12 protein-coding genes and 4 pseudogenes are annotated in these 15,844 nt (G+C 67.2%); 5 read left to right on the top strand and 11 right to left on the bottom strand.

The window, feature by feature from the left end; genetic code table 11:
* Positions 1 to 70: 70 nt before the first annotated feature.
* On the top strand, positions 71 to 1,183 hold the full coding sequence (pqqE, locus tag BLQ77_RS20385; RefSeq protein ID WP_008887353.1) for a pyrroloquinoline quinone biosynthesis protein PqqE: 1,113 nt from the start codon (positions 71 to 73) through the stop codon (positions 1,181 to 1,183).
* Between the two features lie 77 nt (positions 1,184 to 1,260).
* Here pqqE and BLQ77_RS20380 read toward each other — a convergent pair whose 3' ends face one another.
* The 3 genes from BLQ77_RS20380 to BLQ77_RS29470 all read right to left on the bottom strand — a co-directional run bounded on the left by BLQ77_RS20380 (position 1,261) and on the right by BLQ77_RS29470 (position 2,921).
* On the bottom strand, positions 1,261 to 1,572 hold the full coding sequence (locus BLQ77_RS20380; protein ID WP_165617165.1) for an FCD domain-containing protein: 312 nt from the start codon (positions 1,570 to 1,572) through the stop codon (positions 1,261 to 1,263).
* Positions 1,573 to 2,322: 750 nt separating this feature from the next.
* Positions 2,323 to 2,475, bottom strand: coding sequence for a hypothetical protein (locus tag BLQ77_RS29475; protein WP_242661792.1), 153 nt, complete (start codon positions 2,473 to 2,475; stop codon positions 2,323 to 2,325).
* On the bottom strand, positions 2,472 to 2,921 hold the full coding sequence (locus tag BLQ77_RS29470; protein ID WP_242661791.1) for an ABC transporter permease: 450 nt from the start codon (positions 2,919 to 2,921) through the stop codon (positions 2,472 to 2,474). Before BLQ77_RS29470 ends, BLQ77_RS29475 begins: the two co-directional genes overlap by 4 nt.
* 476 nt (positions 2,922 to 3,397) lie before the next feature.
* Here BLQ77_RS29470 and BLQ77_RS20365 point away from each other — a divergent pair, with 476 nt between their 5' ends.
* From BLQ77_RS20365 to BLQ77_RS29895, 3 genes and pseudogenes are all read left to right on the top strand, one after another.
* Entirely contained in the window at positions 3,398 to 4,144 is a 747-nt protein-coding gene (locus tag BLQ77_RS20365) for a FadR/GntR family transcriptional regulator (protein ID WP_089962625.1), read from the top strand.
* A gap of 29 nt (positions 4,145 to 4,173) precedes the next feature.
* Positions 4,174 to 4,437, top strand: a pseudogene (locus tag BLQ77_RS20360) (cupin domain-containing protein); the annotation flags it as partial.
* A 601-nt stretch (positions 4,438 to 5,038) separates the two neighbouring features.
* A pseudogene (locus tag BLQ77_RS29895) lies at positions 5,039 to 5,932 on the top strand (glycosyl hydrolase family 28 protein); the annotation flags it as partial.
* A 154-nt stretch (positions 5,933 to 6,086) separates the two neighbouring features.
* On the opposite strand, the gene BLQ77_RS29465 reads toward BLQ77_RS29895, so the two are convergent.
* The 7 genes and pseudogenes from BLQ77_RS29465 to BLQ77_RS20320 form a co-directional block, all read right to left on the bottom strand.
* Entirely contained in the window at positions 6,087 to 6,437 is a 351-nt protein-coding gene (locus BLQ77_RS29465; protein WP_242661790.1) for an amidohydrolase family protein, read from the bottom strand.
* 340 nt (positions 6,438 to 6,777) lie between these two features.
* Positions 6,778 to 8,303, bottom strand: a pseudogene (locus tag BLQ77_RS20340) (aldehyde dehydrogenase (NADP(+))).
* A 14-nt stretch (positions 8,304 to 8,317) separates the two neighbouring features.
* A complete protein-coding gene (locus tag BLQ77_RS29460; protein ID WP_242661789.1) occupies positions 8,318 to 8,596 on the bottom strand; it encodes a hypothetical protein in 279 nt (92 codons plus the stop codon).
* Between the two features lie 72 nt (positions 8,597 to 8,668).
* Complete coding sequence (locus BLQ77_RS29455; protein WP_242661788.1) at positions 8,669 to 9,115, bottom strand: NAD-dependent epimerase/dehydratase family protein; 447 nt, start codon at positions 9,113 to 9,115, stop codon at positions 8,669 to 8,671.
* 5 nt (positions 9,116 to 9,120) lie between these two features.
* Positions 9,121 to 9,810, bottom strand: a pseudogene (locus BLQ77_RS20330) (TRAP transporter large permease subunit); the annotation flags it as partial.
* 31 nt (positions 9,811 to 9,841) lie between these two features.
* Entirely contained in the window at positions 9,842 to 10,918 is a 1,077-nt protein-coding gene (locus BLQ77_RS20325; protein WP_008887385.1) for an FAD-binding oxidoreductase, read from the bottom strand.
* A gap of 6 nt (positions 10,919 to 10,924) precedes the next feature.
* Positions 10,925 to 12,163, bottom strand: coding sequence for a stachydrine N-demethylase (locus BLQ77_RS20320; protein ID WP_089962575.1), 1,239 nt, complete (start codon positions 12,161 to 12,163; stop codon positions 10,925 to 10,927).
* 157 nt (positions 12,164 to 12,320) lie between these two features.
* Here BLQ77_RS20320 and BLQ77_RS20315 point away from each other — a divergent pair, with 157 nt between their 5' ends.
* A complete protein-coding gene (locus tag BLQ77_RS20315) occupies positions 12,321 to 13,193 on the top strand; it encodes a LysR family transcriptional regulator (RefSeq protein WP_089962622.1) in 873 nt (290 codons plus the stop codon).
* Positions 13,194 to 13,280: 87 nt separating this feature from the next.
* Here BLQ77_RS20315 and BLQ77_RS20310 read toward each other — a convergent pair whose 3' ends face one another.
* Positions 13,281 to 15,842, bottom strand: a complete 2,562-nt coding sequence (locus BLQ77_RS20310; RefSeq protein WP_089962573.1) for a GcvT family protein — start codon at positions 15,840 to 15,842, stop codon at positions 13,281 to 13,283.
* Positions 15,843 to 15,844 lie beyond the last annotated feature (2 nt).

Raw genomic sequence — 15,844 nt, 5'->3', positions numbered from 1 at the left:
GCGAACTTCTCGCTTTTCCGAAGACCCGAAATGCGCCATTCCGCGTCGCCGCACCTGAAGGGATCAGCCGATGACCGTCGCCCGTCCGCCCATCGCGATGCTGGCCGAGCTGACCCATCGCTGCCCGCTCTCGTGTCCCTATTGCTCGAACCCCGTCGACATGGCGCTCAAGGATAGCGAGCTATCTACTGATGCGTGGAAGGACGTCTTCGTCCAGGCGGCTGACATCGGCGTGCTGCAGCTTCACCTCTCAGGGGGCGAGCCGGCGACGAGGCGCGACCTCGAAGAGCTCGTCGCCGCGGCGCGCGAGGCCGGGCTCTACACCAACCTCATCACCTCCGGCATCGGGCTGACCGAGCGCCGGCTCGAGGCGCTGGACCGCGCCGGGCTCGACCACATCCAGCTCAGCCTGCAGGGCACCACGCCTGAAATGGCCGACGAAATCGGCGGCTACCGAGGCGGTTACGACCGCAAGATGCAGGTCGCCGCGTGGATCGGGAAGATTGGCTTCCCGTTGACCCTCAACGCCGTGCTGCATCGCCGCAACCTGCACCAGCTGCCCCGGGCGCTGGAGATGGCGGTGGAGATGGGCGCGCGCCGCATCGAGGTCGCGACCGTGCAGTTCCATGGCTGGGCGCTGCAGAACCGCGACGCGCTGATGCCGACACGCGAGCAGGCCGAGGAAGCGACCCGCATCGTGACCGAGGCCCGCACGCGACTGAAGGGCACGCTGGTCATCGATTACGTGCCCGCGGACTATCACTCGGACTATCCCAAGCGCTGCATGGGCGGCTGGGGCTCGACCGGGCTCAACGTCGCGCCCGACGGACAGGTCCTGCCTTGCCACGCCGCGCAGAGCATCCCGCACCTGCGCTTCGACACGGTGGGCGACCGGCCGCTTGCCGAGATCTGGCAGCACAGCGACGCGTTCAACGCCTATCGCGGCACCGACTGGATGCCCGAGCCCTGCGCCTCGTGCGAGCGCAAGACCGTCGATTTCGGCGGCTGCCGCTGTCAGGCGATGGCGCTGGCAGGCGATCCCTCGGCGACCGATCCGGTCTGCGTGAAATCCCCGCACCACGTCGACCTGCAGGCCCGTGCCGCGGCCCATGCCGCTGCCGAGGCGCCGCTGGTCTATCGCGGCCAGCCGGGACGCACTGTTGTCGAACCGGTCGGGGAGTAGGCACAAATTTTCAATAATTTGCGCCTCATTCTTTACAGATTTCCGGCCGCGTGCACACACCTCTCCGCTATCCTGGCCTAGCGCCGCGTGCCCCGGAAAAGGTTCCGGTAGCGCTCGAGATGAGTCTGCATCGCATGCTGCGCAGCAACGGGATCTCCGGGCAGGATCGCGTCGATGATGAGGTCGTAGTCCTTCACCAGGTCGGGGTTGGGCACATGGGCGCGCGGCGGCCCGCTGCGCGCCTCGAACTTGATGTTCGGAACCAGCCCAGATCGGATTAGTGAAAGGAATACCGGAAAATGCATGCTCTGTGAGGCTTCCGAGATGATATAGTGAAAGGCGTTAACCGCCTCATGGGTCGAGACGTCGGTGTCGAAACACTTCGTCACCTCCTCGTTTGCCCGCGCGATCCGGTCGATCCGCGCACCACGGTCCGGCGGCCCGAATGGCGCCGCGTGAGCTCGAATTCGCTGGGCAGCCGGTCTCCGGGCGCAAAGCTCCCTGCCTCGATGCCGCGCGCAACTTGTCGGCGATCGCCGCCGCCCGGGTCAGCGCCGGGCTGAGCCCCGGCGTGCCGGCTGAAGTCGTCTCCGCCACGAAACCTGTCCTCCTGCTGTTGCACAGATTTCAGGAATAGCGGAAACCACGGCCCTCCCCGCCCAACCCCGCCAGCACCGGGCAAGCCGACAGCATCGCGGGCCGAGGCTGTCGGCTTGCCCGTTGCCCGTCACCAAGAATTTGCAAGACATCCTGTCATACAGATCATGACGGCCGGCCGGTGCGTGACGCCCACCGGGAGGAAGGACCAGGACCGCGATCATCACCGATGTCTCTGCGCGCGTGTTCAAGCACAAGACACGACGCCATTCCGACGGCGCCGACCATGCGCATCCGGTCCCCAAGTACGAGGTCCAGCTACTAGCTGATCGGCGGCCAGCGCGACAAGGTGCTGGCCTATGGCGCGACCATGTGCGGCGATGAGCTTGAAGGTGGGCTCGCACCGACCTGAAATTAAAGGTATTTCTACGATACGCTCATGGACGATGCGGACGGGCGCGGGTGCGATCGGCATCCGCGCCCTTTTTGCGGACTAATCTGTGTGTTGCGTGGCGAAGCTCACGCTGCGAGGCACGCCCTGCTCAGACTGCCCGCTCGTAATCGAGGCTGGCGGCGATCAGCTCCTGCGCATAGGGCTCGGTGGCGCCGTCGGCGTTGATCGCCTGACGCGGGCCGTGGCCAAGAAAATTGAAAGCTAGGCTTACGCAGAGGATGCCGAGGCCGGAGAAGGTCACCAGCTATCGATCACGTAGTGCCGGCCGGTGGCGATCGTCGTGCCCCATTTCGGCAACGGCGGCAGCGCCCCGAGGCCCGGGAATCCGCGCCCGGCGGCAGTCAGGATCACCGTCGCCATGTTCAGCGTCAGCCGTATCAATACCGAGGGCAGGCACATCGGCACGATGGAGCGCCAGATGATCCGAGCGGGCGAGGCCCACTGCAGCCGCGAGGCTGCGATGTGGCCCGCCTGCCGGAAGATCATAGTCTCGGCCCGCGCCAGACGCGCTATCGGCGACCATGCTGTGAGAGAGATGGCGATGATCGCGATGTTGAGGCTCGGTCCCAGCGCCGCCACGAAGGCCAGCGACAGGATCAGCGAGGCGAAGGACAGGAAGATGTCGGTGATGTGCATCAGAAACGTGTCCACGCGCCCGGCGAAATAGCCCTCAACGGTACCGAACAAGTGCCCTGATGGGCCACACCACGATGGTCACGAGGAACATGATCGTCAGCGCGATCCGCGCGCCATGCACGAGCCGCGAGACGATCTCCCGACCAAGCTCGTCGGTCCCGAAAAAATGCGTCTTGGAAGCCGGTTGCGTGGTTTTCTGCAAGTCCTGCAGGAACGGCTAGTGAGTGGAGATCAGCGGCGCGAAAACGCCACGAGGATCGAGGCTCCCTGTCCGGCACGGCCATTCAGGCGGCGCCTGTAGAGTCGCATGCCCCCCGCGGCCACCGGGGCTACCCTATTCAGTCGGACACATATCAACACTTGTTATACATTTTTCATTTTTCAGGCGCCGGTCCCCGCGCGTCGGATCGCCTCGGGCCGAGCCCGCAGGGACGACTGCGTCTGCGGATCTCTAGGACAAGCAAGGCGCAACATCTCATACTTAACGTGGCGCGCTTGTATGAGGACTTTGCAGGGCAACCATGGACATGTCAGCCAGATCGCGTCGCGCAGACCGCCCCGGGGCGGGCCGCACACTGGTCGAGACCGTGCGCGATGCGCTGCGTGAACAGATCGCCGCGGGGGCCTATCCGCCCGGCAGCCGTCTGCCCAGCGAGGCCCAGATGACAAAGGAGTTCGGCGTCAGCCGGACGGTGATCCGCGAGGCCGTGGCCTCTCTCCGCGCCGACGGGCTGGTGGCGCCGCGTCAGGGAACGGGCGTTTTCGTGCTCGCGCCGCCCGCCCCGGTCGAGCTGCCCTTCCAGAACATCGACTTCGTGCGAATCTCGTCGATGATCGAACTGCTCGAGCTGCGCACCGCCGTCGAGACCGAGGCCGCGACACTGGCCGCGCAGCGCCGCTCGCCCGCGCAGGAGGAAAAGCTCATCGGCTGCCTGCGCGAGGTCGATCGTGCCGCCACCGCCGGCGAGCCTACGATGGAGGCGGATTTCGCCCTGCACCTCGCCATCGCCGAAGCCACCAACAACCCGCGGTTTGGCGATTTCCTGTCGATGATCGGCTCGAATCTCATCCCCCGGAAGGCTCTGTCCGACAGCAGCAGTGAACCCGCACCGAAGGAATACCTCGAAGTCATTCGGGGCGAGCACGAGGTCATCGTGAACGCCATCCTCGACGGCGACGAGGAGGCTGCGCGCGACGCCATGCGCCATCATCTCAAGAGCAGCCAGGCGCGCTATCGCGCACTGCTGCGGGCCGGTAAGGCCGAGAGGCCCTGAGCGCAACCGATCCCGAAAAAAGAGATCCCATGACCGATGCCACCCGGCAGTTTCCCGCCGTCTCGCCCGATGCCGGCGTCATCCGACAGGTGCTGGCCGATGCCCCCGAGCTTATGGGGGTGTCCATCAGCTTCGAGGAAGGCGCGCAAGGCGCCCTGCACAGCCATCCCCACGTGCAATCCACCTTCGTCGAAAGCGGCCGGTTCCGCTTTCACCTCGCCGGCAAGGAGTTCGAAGTCGTCCCCGGCGACAGCTTCGTGATTCCCTCGAACGCGACCCACGGCATCTGCCTCGCGCCGCCCATCCGCTTCGAGAGCACGCTCACCGAGGGGGCCTGTCGCAAGCCCTTGATGCTGTTCGTCACCTCGAAGCGCTCCAAGCAGCCCGAGGCCGCGGCGCAGATCGTCAACTGCACCCTGACCGAGCCCTCGGGCATCGACGCGCTCAGGGACACTCGCGGCCTGCCCGCCGAAAAGTGCGCCGCCGACCGGCTGATCGACGCAGGGCTGATCAAGCCCGAGATCGTCAGGGCGCATAAGCCCCCCATGGAGGCCAGTGGCCCCGCGATCTCGCCCTTCAAAGAGCCCCCGGAGCTGCGCGTCGCGTTCATCGACGCGCTCGAGGAGAATTCCTGCGAGATGATCGGCGCCGAGGACGCCGCTGGGGCCATCATCGACGCCACCAACAACGTGCCCGAGGCTTTCGACAGCTGACACCCCTCCGTCAGCCCCGGTCCCGCGCCGGGGATGCCCGTTTCGCAGCCAGAGGTTCGATCCATGCCCAGGCGCCATCTTGTCGCGCGCTCCGCGCGGCCGGTTGCCCTGTGCCTGCCGCAGCCCGGCGCGCTGCAGCCTCTCGGCCACCCTGCCGTGGCAGCTCCGCCGTGACGGCGCGATGGTGGCCGTGGGCGAGGCCGACCCCGTCGTACTGCCGCTGCACGTTCTCGCGCCCGCCACCCGCTACGTCTTCGAGGCGGCGGGCTTCGCGCCCTTCGCCTTCGACACGGCCGCCTGCGCCGGGCTTGCCGACATCCGCGAGGTCGGCGCCACGCAGGGCGATGCCCCCGGGGCCGCGTTGGCGAACTCCAGCGCATTGGTCGGCGCAATTGCTGCAGCGCCGCATAATGGCACTGTGCAGGTGCCCGCCGGGCGCTATCTGTCCCTCCCGGTGGCAATGCGCGGGTCCATGACCCTGCTACTCGCCCCCCGGTGCCGTGTTTGCGGCGCCGCGGTCGCGGGCGGGTTGGCCCACCCTCCCCGCCCGCGACAACGATGGCCGGATGTCGGGCTCTTGGGAGGGCCTCCCCGAAACCTGTTTCGCCGCGCCGCTCACGCAATCGTCGCCGGGCAGCTCGCCATCGCGGGTCCCGGCTCGCTCGACGGCGGTGGCGACCGCGACGACTTGTGGAGCTGGCCCAAGGAGACCCGAAACACCGCCCTCCGCCCGCGCTGTCTGCACCTTATCGACTGCACCGACGTCACCCTGCTGAGCCTCACCATCTGCAACGCGCCGTCCCGGACGGTGCATCCTCAGGGATGCCGGCGCCTCAGCGGCGCCGCGCTGACCATTGAGGCGCCGCGCGACACCCCTAACACCCACGGCTTCAACCCAGAGATGCGCGAAGACGTCGAGATCATCGGTACCCGCTTCTCGGTCGGCGACAACTGCATCGCCATCAAGGCCGGCAAGCGCGGGCCCTCGGGCGAGAACGACCCCCTCAGCCACACCGAGCGCGTTGCCATCCGCCATTGCCTGATGGAGCGTAGCCACGGCGGCGTGGTGATCGGCTCTGTGATGTCCGGCGGCATCACCGACGTGACCGTCGAGCACTGCCACATGGCCGGCACCGGCGGTCTGGGCGCGCGGTGGACTGGCTCGCGATGGCATAGACCCGGCTCACGCCGATATGCCACGTGGCGGGGCTTGGCTGCGTCGAAGGCAACTACGCGACGGCAGGCCGGGCTCCCACCTGACCGAGGACATCGGCACGGACGATTCCCAGGGCGTCGGCCGGCTGATGATTGCGGGCACAGCCGCCCATCTGCGCGATGCAGGCGAGCAGGGTGGCGTTGTCGGTGCCATAGGCATTGCCCTGCGTGATCACCACGCGATCGATCCCGAGCCAGCCCATGACCTGCCGGTACATGGCGGGATCGGGCAGCGGATCGGCGGGCGCCCCGACCCCGTCGGCCCGCATTGCGAACCCGGGCAGGTACATGTTCATCTGGCTGTCGATGGCCCCCTTCGGGACCCTGACAAGCGGTGCCGCGCCGGAGATCTTGCGGTCGATCATGCCCCCGCCTCCGGTGCGAACCGGGCCAGCGCGTCGCGGTCGATCTCGATGCCGAGGCCGGGCGCATCGGAGATCCGCACCACGCCGTTCTCGTGCTCGATGGGCGTGGTCACCACCGCCTGCCGGGTGCAAACTTGTTGTCGGCGTCGAAGGGCGTCACCGGGAAGGACAGAAGACCGGAGCCGAGCGCTGTCTTGATCTGTTGCGGATCCATTGGGCAATCCTCTCCTGGCGGGGTGCCGGGGGGCTCTGCCCCTCTTGGCGCATGCGCGCCAATTCACCCCGGAGTTTGTCTGGCAAGATGAAGCTGCGCGGCAGTTTCGGGCCGCCCCGCGGAAGGTCAGGTCAGGTCGCCCGGCAGCAGCGCGTCGGGGAGGTTCTGGTAGCAGACCGGTCGCAGGAAGCGGCGGATCGAGAGCGTGCCGACCGAGGTCGCCCCGAAGTTGGTCGAAGCGGGATAGGGGCCGCCGTGGACCATGCTGTCGCAAACCTCGACGCCAGTGGGGAAGCCGTTCACCAGCACCCGTCCCGCCATGCGCTCGAGCACCGGCATCAGTCGCTGCGCCAGCGCCGTGTCGCCCGCGTCCATGTGCAGGTTGGCGGTGAGCTGGCCGACGAAGCCGCGCGCGAGGGTTTCCATGTCTTCGGGGCCCGCGACCCGGATCACCAGGCCCAGCGGTCCGAACACCTCTTCGCCGAGCGCGTGATCCTGCAGGAAGGTGGCGGCGTCGGTCTCGTAGAGGTTGGGCGCGGCGCTGCGGCCCTCGCTGTCGTTGGTCAGCACCGGGCGCACCGCGTTGCGGCCGTCGAAGCGGGCCTTGCCGTCCTTGTAGGCCTTGGCGATGCCGTCGGTGAGCATGGTCTGCGGACCCGTGGCGGCGAGCCCCTCGGTCGCGGCCTTGACGAAGGCGTCGCCCTCGGGGCCGGTCTCGACCACGGCGACGCTGAGGCTGGTGCAGAACTGGCCCGCGCCCATGGTGAGCGAGGCGGCCCAGCCGGCGCCGATCTCGGCGCCGCGTACGGCCACCGCCTCGGGCAGCAGGAACATCGGGTTGACCGAGCCCAGCTCGCCGAAGAAGGGGATCGGCTCGGGACGCCGGGCGCAGAGGTCGAAGAGCGCGCGCCCGCCGCCGAGGCTGCCGGTGAAGCCCACCGCCTTGATCAGCGGATGCTGCACCAGCGCCTGGCCTACCTCGCGGTTGCCGCCCTGGATCAGCGAGAAGACGCCCTTGGGCATGCCGCATTTGGCGATGGCGGCGTGGATGGCCTCGGCCACGATCTCGCCGGTGCCCGGATGGGCGGAGTGGCCCTTGACCACCACCGGGCAACCCGCAGCCAGTGCCAGGGCAGTGTCGCCGCCGGCGGTGGAGAAGGCGAGCGGGAAGTTCGAGGCGCCGAAGACCGCCACGGGGCCGATCGGGCGCTGCACCATCTTCAGGTCCGGGCGCGGCAGCGGCTGGCGATCGGGCAGCGCGGCGTCGTGGCGACGGTCGAGATGATCGCCGTTGCGAATGTGAGTGGCGAAGAGCCGGAGCTGACCGGTGGTGCGGCCGCGCTCTCCGTTGAGCCGGACCTCGGGCAGGCCGGTCTCCTGCGTGCCGATCCCGGTGATCGCGGCGGCGCGGGCCTCGATCTCGTCGGCGATGGCGTCGAGGAAATCGGCACGGGCCGCGCGGGTGCTGTAGCCGAAGCCCCAGAACGCGTCCTCGGCGGCCTTGCAGGCGGCGTCGACCAGCTCGGGCGTGCCGACGGCGAAGGCGTGCGAGGGGCCATGTGCGCAGGCTCGGAGGCGAAGGTCGCCGCGCCGGCGACCCACTCCCCCGCGATCAGGTGTTTGCCATGCGGCATGAAGGTCTCGTCAGGCATGTCGGTCCTCCGTTTCAGGATCTGTGAATGGGTTCATCGGTGAAGACGCCGCCCTGGCAGCCGGCGACGGCCTCGTCCGGGTCGGGGCGTGGCACGGTGCGGGCGATTTCCTCCGCCCAGTCGGCCGCGTTGTCCCTGGGCTGCCAGCCGAGGAAGGCGGCGTGGGAGTTGTCCCACCAGCCGTGGTCGTTGTTCGAGGCCCCCCAGACCATCGTGCAACCGAGCACCGGCGCCCGGAACACCGCCTCGATCAGCGCGACGAAGTCGTCGTGGCTGAACCAGGTGGCGAGCATGCGCCAGTTCTCGGGTTTCAGCGTGCAGGAGCCGATGCGGACCAGCGCGCTCTCCTGCCCGAACTTATCGTGTTAGAGGCTGGCGACGGCCTCGCCGAAGATCTTGGAGACGCCGCAATAGCCGTCCGGACGGTAGGGCGCGCCGTGGTCGAGCCGCGCCGTCTGCGAATGGTAGCCGATGGTGTGGTTGGAGGAGGCGAAGACGATGCGCGGCTGGCCATGCGCCCGCGCCGCCTCGTAGAGGTTGTGGACGCCGCGCAGGTTGGCGGCCTCGATCAGGTCGAAACTCTTCTCGACCGAGATGCCGCCCAGGTGGACGATGCCGTCGCAGCCCTCGACCAGCCGCATCACCGCGTCGCCGTCGGAGAGATCGCAGGGCACCAGCTCCTCGCCCTCGCGGGCCTCGCCAAGATCGGCCACGTCCGACAGGCGCAGGATCGCAGCCCTGCCCCGCAGCTTCTCGCGCAGCATGGAACCGAGCTGGCCCGCGGCGCCGGTGCTCAGGAGACGGTTCAACATCGTGCTCACTCCATCAGCCCCGGCAGGTACATCAAGAAGACGGGGACGCAGGTCACCAGCATCAGCGCCACGAAGATCGCGAGGTGGAAGGGCCAGATCGTCTTGACCGCCTGGTCGATCCTGACCCCGCCCACGACGCAGCCGACGAAGAGGCCTGCCCCCGCCGGCGGCGTGCAGAGCCCGAGGCCGAGGCCGAGGCTCATCGTCAGGATAACACCGAACTGGATCGGGTCCATGCCCAGCCCCACCACCACCGGCAGGAAGATCGGCGTGGTGATCAGGATCAGCGCCGCCATGTCCATGATCATGCCCAGACCCAGAAGCACGAGGTTGAGAAGCAGCAGGATGACGATGGGGTTGTCCTAGATCCCTGTCACCACCCCGGCCAGCAGCGCCGGCACGCGGCAGAGGGTCAGCAGGTAGGAGAAGGCCGAAGCGGTCGCCACCAGCAGCATCACCAGCGCGGTGGTGCGGACGGAGGCCACGACGGCGGCGCGGAACCTGTCCCAGGTGATCTCGCGGTAGACGAAGATCGTCACCAGCACCGCCCAGATCGCGCCGAAGGCCCCGCTCTCGGTCACCGTCATCACACCCGAGAGCACGCCACCCACGATGATGACCGCGGCCATCAGGCCCGGCAGCGCCACCACGGTGAAGATGGCGAGCGACCTGAAGCCGGGGAAGGTCTCGGCCGGGCAGTTGCGCTTGGCGCGGGCGCCCGGAAGATCAGAGCTCGACGGTCACCTTGCCGCGCGGGTTCGAGCAGCAGGCCAGGATGTAGCCTTCCTCGATCTCCTCGTCGGTGATGCCGCCGTTGTGCACCATGTGCACCTCGCCTTCGAGCTTCTTGACCTTGCAGGTGCCGCAGACACCGAAGGTGCAGCCGGTCGGGATCGCCACGCCCGCAGAGCGCGCGGCGGCGAGCACCGTTTCGGTCTCGGGACAGGTGGCGGTGACGCCGGCGATGTCGAAGGTGACCTCGGCCTGCACATTCTCTTCCGGGAGGTCGTCCTCGGGCACCGGCGCCTCGACCAGCTCCGGACCCGGGGTGCCCGGCGCCTGGAAGCTCTCCTGGTGGTAATGGTCCATGTCGAAGCCGAGGCCCGCCAGTGCTTCGCGCACGGCGGTCATGAAGCCTTCGGGACCACAGCAGAACACCTCACGCTCGAGGTAGTCCGGCGCCATGAGACCCAGCATCAGCTGGTTGAAGTGGCCCTGGTAGCCGGTCCAGGGCTGGTACTTGTCGCGCGCCTCGACGACCCAGCGCAGGTCCAGACCCTCGATCCGCGAGGCCATGTGCTCGAGCCGCTCGCGGAAGATGATCTCGGACGGCCGCCGGGCGCAGTTCACGAAGACGATGTCGCAGCTGCGGCCGCGGTCGTAGAATTCGGTCGCCATCGACATCATCGGGGTGATGCCCGAGCCGGCCGAGATGAAGAGGTATTTCTCGGCCGGGTTCTCGAACGCGGTGAAGCGCCCGCCCGGTCCGAGCACCTTGAGCGTCATCCCGGGCTTGAAGTGGTCCATGATCCAGCGCGTGCCGATGCTGTCGGCCTGCGCCTTCATGGTCAGCGTCAGCGACATCGGCCGCGACGGCGAGGACGAGATCGTGTAGGTGCGGTACAGCGGACCGCCCGGGACGGGCAATTCCAGCGTGAGGAACTGCCCGGCCTTGAACTTGAAGGGTCGCCCGGATGGCGCCTGGAAACAGACGGTGATGACACCAGGCGTCTCAGGCAGGATCGAGACGCATTCAAGCACCTCGTCGTCGGTCCAGTGTTCGGCGGCTTGTGTCATCGGCATTCCAGTCTATTCGGCGGCGAGAGTGGCAGGCAGGTGGGTGGAGCGCATGCGCGCGAGGTACCAATCGACGAACTGAAGCACGCCGTCCTCATGCAGCGCGGAGTACGGGCCGGGCTCGTAGGCGGGCGAGTTGATGCCCTGCTGGTTGTCCTCGACGACGCGACGGTCCTCGTCGTTCGTGTGCTCCCACACCACGGTGAGGTTCTCGAGATCGTAGTCCACACCCTCGACCGCGTCCTTGTGCACGAGCCACGTGGTCTGCACCTCGGTCTCCTGCGGGCCGATCGGGGTCACGCGGAAGGTGATCGAGTGGTCGGTCAGGAAGTGGTTCCAAGTGGTCGGGTAGTGGAACATCAGCAACGTGCCGGCGTCGAGGAACGGCACCCGGCCGAGACGCTTCTGCACGGCGATCTTGCCGTTGATGGTGTAGCTCTCGGCACCGTCAAGCAGCGGCATCCGCGCGACGCGGTACTGGCCGCCCTCGGCCATCTGGAAGCGCGACGGTGCGCCGGCGGCCTCGAGACGGTTGAAGTGGGTCTCGACCTTCTCGGGGAAGGTGCCGTCGGGGCTCACGCCGGTGATCGACGGGTCCTCGGGGTAGGTGCGGCACAGGTCGGGGTGGTTGCCGGCGCAGTGGTAGCACTCGCGGTTGTTTTCCCACACCAGCTTCCAGTTGCCCTTCTCGATGATGGTCGACTGGAAGGCCACCTTGGCGTCCGACAGATCGTGCACGCCGAGATAGGGGGTCACGGTCTCGGCGAAGGCTTCGAAATCGGGCGCTTCGGCAGCGAGGCAGATGTAGACGAGGCCTGCCACGGTGCGGCAGTGCACCGGCTTCAGGCCGTGCTTGGAGGGGTCGAAGTCCGGGCCCATGTCGCGCGCCCAGAGGAGACGGCCGTCGAGATCGTAGGTCCACTGGTGGTACGGGCAGGTCAGCTTGGCGACGCGGCCCTTGGAGGCCGAGCAGATCACCGAGCCGCGGTGACGGCAGGAGTTGTGGTAAGCGACGATCTGGCCTTTGCCGTCACGGATGACGATGACGTCGTAGGCGCCGATCCGCAGGCGCTGGTAGGCGCCGGTCTTGTCGAGCTGGCAGGCCGGGAAAGCGTAGAGCCATTCGCGGTAGAAGATCGCTTCGAGGTCGGCCTCGTAGATATCCGGGTCGTTGTAGAACGGCTGCTGAAGCGCGTGACCGGGACGGTGCTGGCGCAGCAAGTCGGTAATCGGTGCGGTAGAACGTGCCATTACGAGTCTCCTGTCTCGGGAGGGCTATTTGTCGTGCACATGGCCATTGCGAGACCACTCTGACAATTGGCAAAAAACTCATCTCAGTTTATTCTGGGTAAACTCAGTCATAAGACTGTTTCGTTTGCGACATCACTTGCCGGAAAGCGACGCCCTTGTGCCCAAGCCCTATGATCTGCCCTCCCTCGGCGACCTAGCATGTTTCGAGGCGGCTGCTCGAAATTTAAGCTTCAAAATGGCCTCAACTGAACTCAACGTCACCCCGGCCGCGGTCAGTCACCGGATCAAGGCATTGGAAAACGAGCTCGGCCAGCCCCTGTTCAACCGGCAGTATAGGGGCGTTGAGCTGACCGAGGCCGGCGCGCTGCTCTTCGTGTCGTTGCAGCGGGGCTTCGAGACGATCTCGGGAACGGTGCAGCGAATTCGCAGCCGCCACGATCGCAGCGGCGTGTCGATTGCGGCCACCACCGCCATGAGCGGGCTATGGCTGACGCCCCGGCTTGCCGCGTTCTGGAAAGAGCATCCCGGAGTCGCGATATCCCAGCTCATCCAGGATGATCGCAAGCCGCAGGACGTGGACCTCAGCATCCATTACGGCGATCCCGAGGCCGAGGACGACGAGACGCGGGTGCTGTTCAGCGACCGGATCCTCGCGCTTGGCACCGAGCAATTCGCCGAGACCTGGGGGATTACCCGGCTGGCGGACCTCTCGGACGTGCCGCTGATCCACACGCAGTCGGGGGTGAACCCCTATACCGAGTGGTCCGAGTGGTTCGCGACGCTCGACCGCCCTGCCCCGCGCGGCCCGGGCTTCCACCTCAACAACTACCTGATCTCGCTGCAGGCGGCCGAGGACCACATCGGCGCGGTGCTGGGCTGGGAGGGGCTGCTGGGCGGCTATCTCGACAGCGGTCGGCTGCTGCAACTGGTGCCCGATTCGATGCCCTCTCCGCACCCGTTCTACCTGCGCATCCATGCCCGCGCCTCGGCCAATGCCCGGCTCTTCGCGGACTGGCTGGCAGAGCACTGAGGCGCCCCCGCCAAACAGCCCCTGCGCGACCCGAAAACAAAACCGGCGGGCCGAAGCCCGCCGGTCGGTAGGTCCTGCCGGGCCGCGTCAGCTGCGCGGCTTGAGGTTCTCGGGATCGTAGAGCGGTGCATAGCCGACGCCGGCCACCTCGACCTCGAAGGGCTCGTCGAAGTAGGTCACCTTCAGCTTGCGGCCCACTTCGCAATACTCATGCGGCAGGTAGGCCAGCATGATGTTCTTGCCCACGCTCGGGCCGAAGGCCTGCGAGGTGGTGTAGGAGCGGCGGCCGAGGCTGTCGATCAGCACCTCGTCGGTCTCGGGGTCCATTACCGGCATGGTGTTCACCGGGTAACGGGCCACGCCCTGGCTGTCGGTGTTGTCGTTCATCACCAGCGTGCAGAGCATCGCGGGCTGGTGCTCGCGCGCCTTGAACTCGACGTGCTTCTCCTTGCCGCGGAAGTCCGCCTCCTTGACCTTCGGACGCGCCAGCGCGGCCTCGATCAGGTTGTACTGGGTATGCAGGTCGGCGTTCTGCAGGCGCAGCGATTTCTCGAGGCGACGCGAGTTCGCGTAGGTCTCGACGCCCATGGCCATGATGCCGGTTTCGCGCAGCGCATCCCAGACGGCGAGGCCGTCCTCGTAGGGCATGTGCAGTTCCCAGCCCTGTTCGCCGACATAGGAGATGCGGAAGGCCGTGACGGTCTTGCCCGCGATCTCGATCGGCTTAATGGCCGCGAAGGGGAAGTTCTCGATGTCGAGGCCCGCGGGGTCCGCCACCACCTTCTTCAGCGTCTCGCGGGCGTTCGGGCCCCAGATGCCGATGGTGGTGAACTTCTCGGTCACGTCGGTGATGGTCACGTCGAGCCCGCGGTCCTGTGCGGTGCGCTTCATGTACATCAGGTCGCGCGGGCCGGCGTCAGCGCCGTTCACCATGCGGATGCGGTCGCCCATGCGGAAGACGGTGAAGTCCGCGCGCACCATGCCCTCGTCATCGAGCATGTGGGTGTAGATGCCCTTGCCGATGTTGCCGTCGCCACCGATCTTCGCGGCGCAGAGCCACTCCATCAGGGCGACGTGGTCCGGGCCCTCGATGTCGGTGATGTGGAAGTGCGACAGGTTGATGATCGCGCAGTCGTTCGACATCTCGAGCTGTTCGGCGTTGGACACGCGCCAGAAGTGGCGGTTGTCCCACTCGTTCTCGCGCACCGGCACCTGGTCGGCGTATTTCTCGAGCAGGTGCTCGTTCGCCGCGTAGCCGTGGGCCCGCTCCCAGCCGCCGAGCTCCATGAAGTGGCCGCCAAGCTCGACTTCGCGCTCGTAGAAGGGCGAGCGACGGATGCCGCGCGCGTTGGCGAAGGGCTCGCGCGGGTGGACGGGCGGGTTGTAGATCTTCTTGGCGGTCTCTTCGCAGCGGCCCCAGATGAAGTCCTCGGTCAGCTGGTAGTCCTGGAAACGCGAGTAGTCGATGCCGTGGTGGTCGATGTGGGTGCGGCCGTCGGTCATCCAGTCGGCGATGAGCTTGGCCATGCCGGGGGCGTCCTTGACCCAGATCGCGACCGCGTACCACAGGCCGCGCACCTTGCGGCTCTCGCCCATCGAGGGGCCGCCGTCGGTGGTGGTCTGAAGCAGGCCGTTGAACGAGTGGCTCTCGTTGAAGCCCAGCTCGGCAAGGATCGGGGTCAGCTCCATGGCGCGTTCGAGCGGCTCGATCACGTCTTCGAGTTCCAGATCCCGCATCGACGGCCCGAGGCGTGCCTGGCCCTTTTCGAGAATGTCGCGCGGGTGCACCATGCGCGGCTCTTTCTCGTAGTAATACCCCCATTCGATCTGACCGCCTTCAGTGGTCGCAGGATCGCCGGTGTCGCGCAGATAGGCGGAGTTGCCCTGGTCGCGCAGCAGCGGGCGGCCGATCTCGAGACCGGTGCCGGCGAACTCATCGTAGGGGCCGAAGAAGGTCAGCGGGTGGTCGACGGGCATGACGGGCAGGTCTTCCCCCACCATGTCGGCGATCAGGCGGCCCCAGAGGCCGGCGCAGACCACGACGTGGTTGGCCATGATGGTGCCTCGGTGGGTCTTCACACCGACGACACGGCCGTCTTCCTGGATCAGCTCGAGCGCCGGGGTGTTGGCGAAGGCGCGCAGCTTGCCGGCCTTTTCGCCAGCGTCCACCAGCTTGCCCGCAACGGTCTGCGAGCGCGGCACCACGAGGCCGGCGTCCGGGTCCCACATGGCGCCCTGGATCTGGTCTTCCTCGAGAAGCGGGAACTTCTCCTTGGCCTCCGCGGCCGAGATCATCTTCACGCGGGTGCCGAAGGCGCGGCCCGAGTCGCAGCGGCGCTTGAGCTCCTGCATGCGCTCGTCGTCGCCGACGCGGGCGACCTCGAGGCCGCCGATGCGGCTGTAGTGGCCGAGCTTCTCGTAGAAATCGACCGAGTAGGTCGAGGTCCAGGTGCTCAGCAGGTCATGGCTGGTGACGTAGCAGAAATCCGACGCGTGGCCGGTCGAGCCGATGTCGGTCGGGATGGCCGACTTGTCGATGCCGACGATGTCGTCCCAGCCGCGTTCGATGAGGTGGTGCGCGACCGAGGCGCCGACGATGCCGCCGAGGCCGACGATGACGACATTGGCGCGTTCAGGGAAGGAGGACATGG

This window comes from Salipiger thiooxidans (assembly GCF_900102075.1).
Lineage (GTDB): Bacteria > Pseudomonadota > Alphaproteobacteria > Rhodobacterales > Rhodobacteraceae > Salipiger > Salipiger thiooxidans.
This window is presented reverse-complemented; position numbering and strand designations above follow the sequence as displayed.

Excerpts from the sequence above, each read along its gene's own strand:
- BLQ77_RS29455 (WP_242661788.1), bottom strand. The coding sequence starts at position 9,115 with ATGTTGAACCGTCTCCTGAGCACCGGCGCCGCGGGCCAGCTCGGTTCC.
- BLQ77_RS20310 (WP_089962573.1), bottom strand. The coding sequence starts at position 15,842 with ATGTCCTCCTTCCCTGAACGCGCCAATGTCGTCATCGTCGGCCTCGGC.
- BLQ77_RS20320 (WP_089962575.1), bottom strand. The coding sequence starts at position 12,163 with ATGGCACGTTCTACCGCACCGATTACCGACTTGCTGCGCCAGCACCGT.
- BLQ77_RS20325 (WP_008887385.1), bottom strand. The coding sequence starts at position 10,918 with ATGCCGATGACACAAGCCGCCGAACACTGGACCGACGACGAGGTGCTT.
- BLQ77_RS29460 (WP_242661789.1), bottom strand. The coding sequence starts at position 8,596 with ATGCTCGCCACCTGGTTCAGCCACGACGACTTCGTCGCGCTGATCGAG.
- pqqE (WP_008887353.1), top strand. The coding sequence starts at position 71 with ATGACCGTCGCCCGTCCGCCCATCGCGATGCTGGCCGAGCTGACCCAT.
- BLQ77_RS29465 (WP_242661790.1), bottom strand. The coding sequence starts at position 6,437 with ATGATCGACCGCAAGATCTCCGGCGCGGCACCGCTTGTCAGGGTCCCG.
- BLQ77_RS20365 (WP_089962625.1), top strand. The coding sequence starts at position 3,398 with ATGTCAGCCAGATCGCGTCGCGCAGACCGCCCCGGGGCGGGCCGCACA.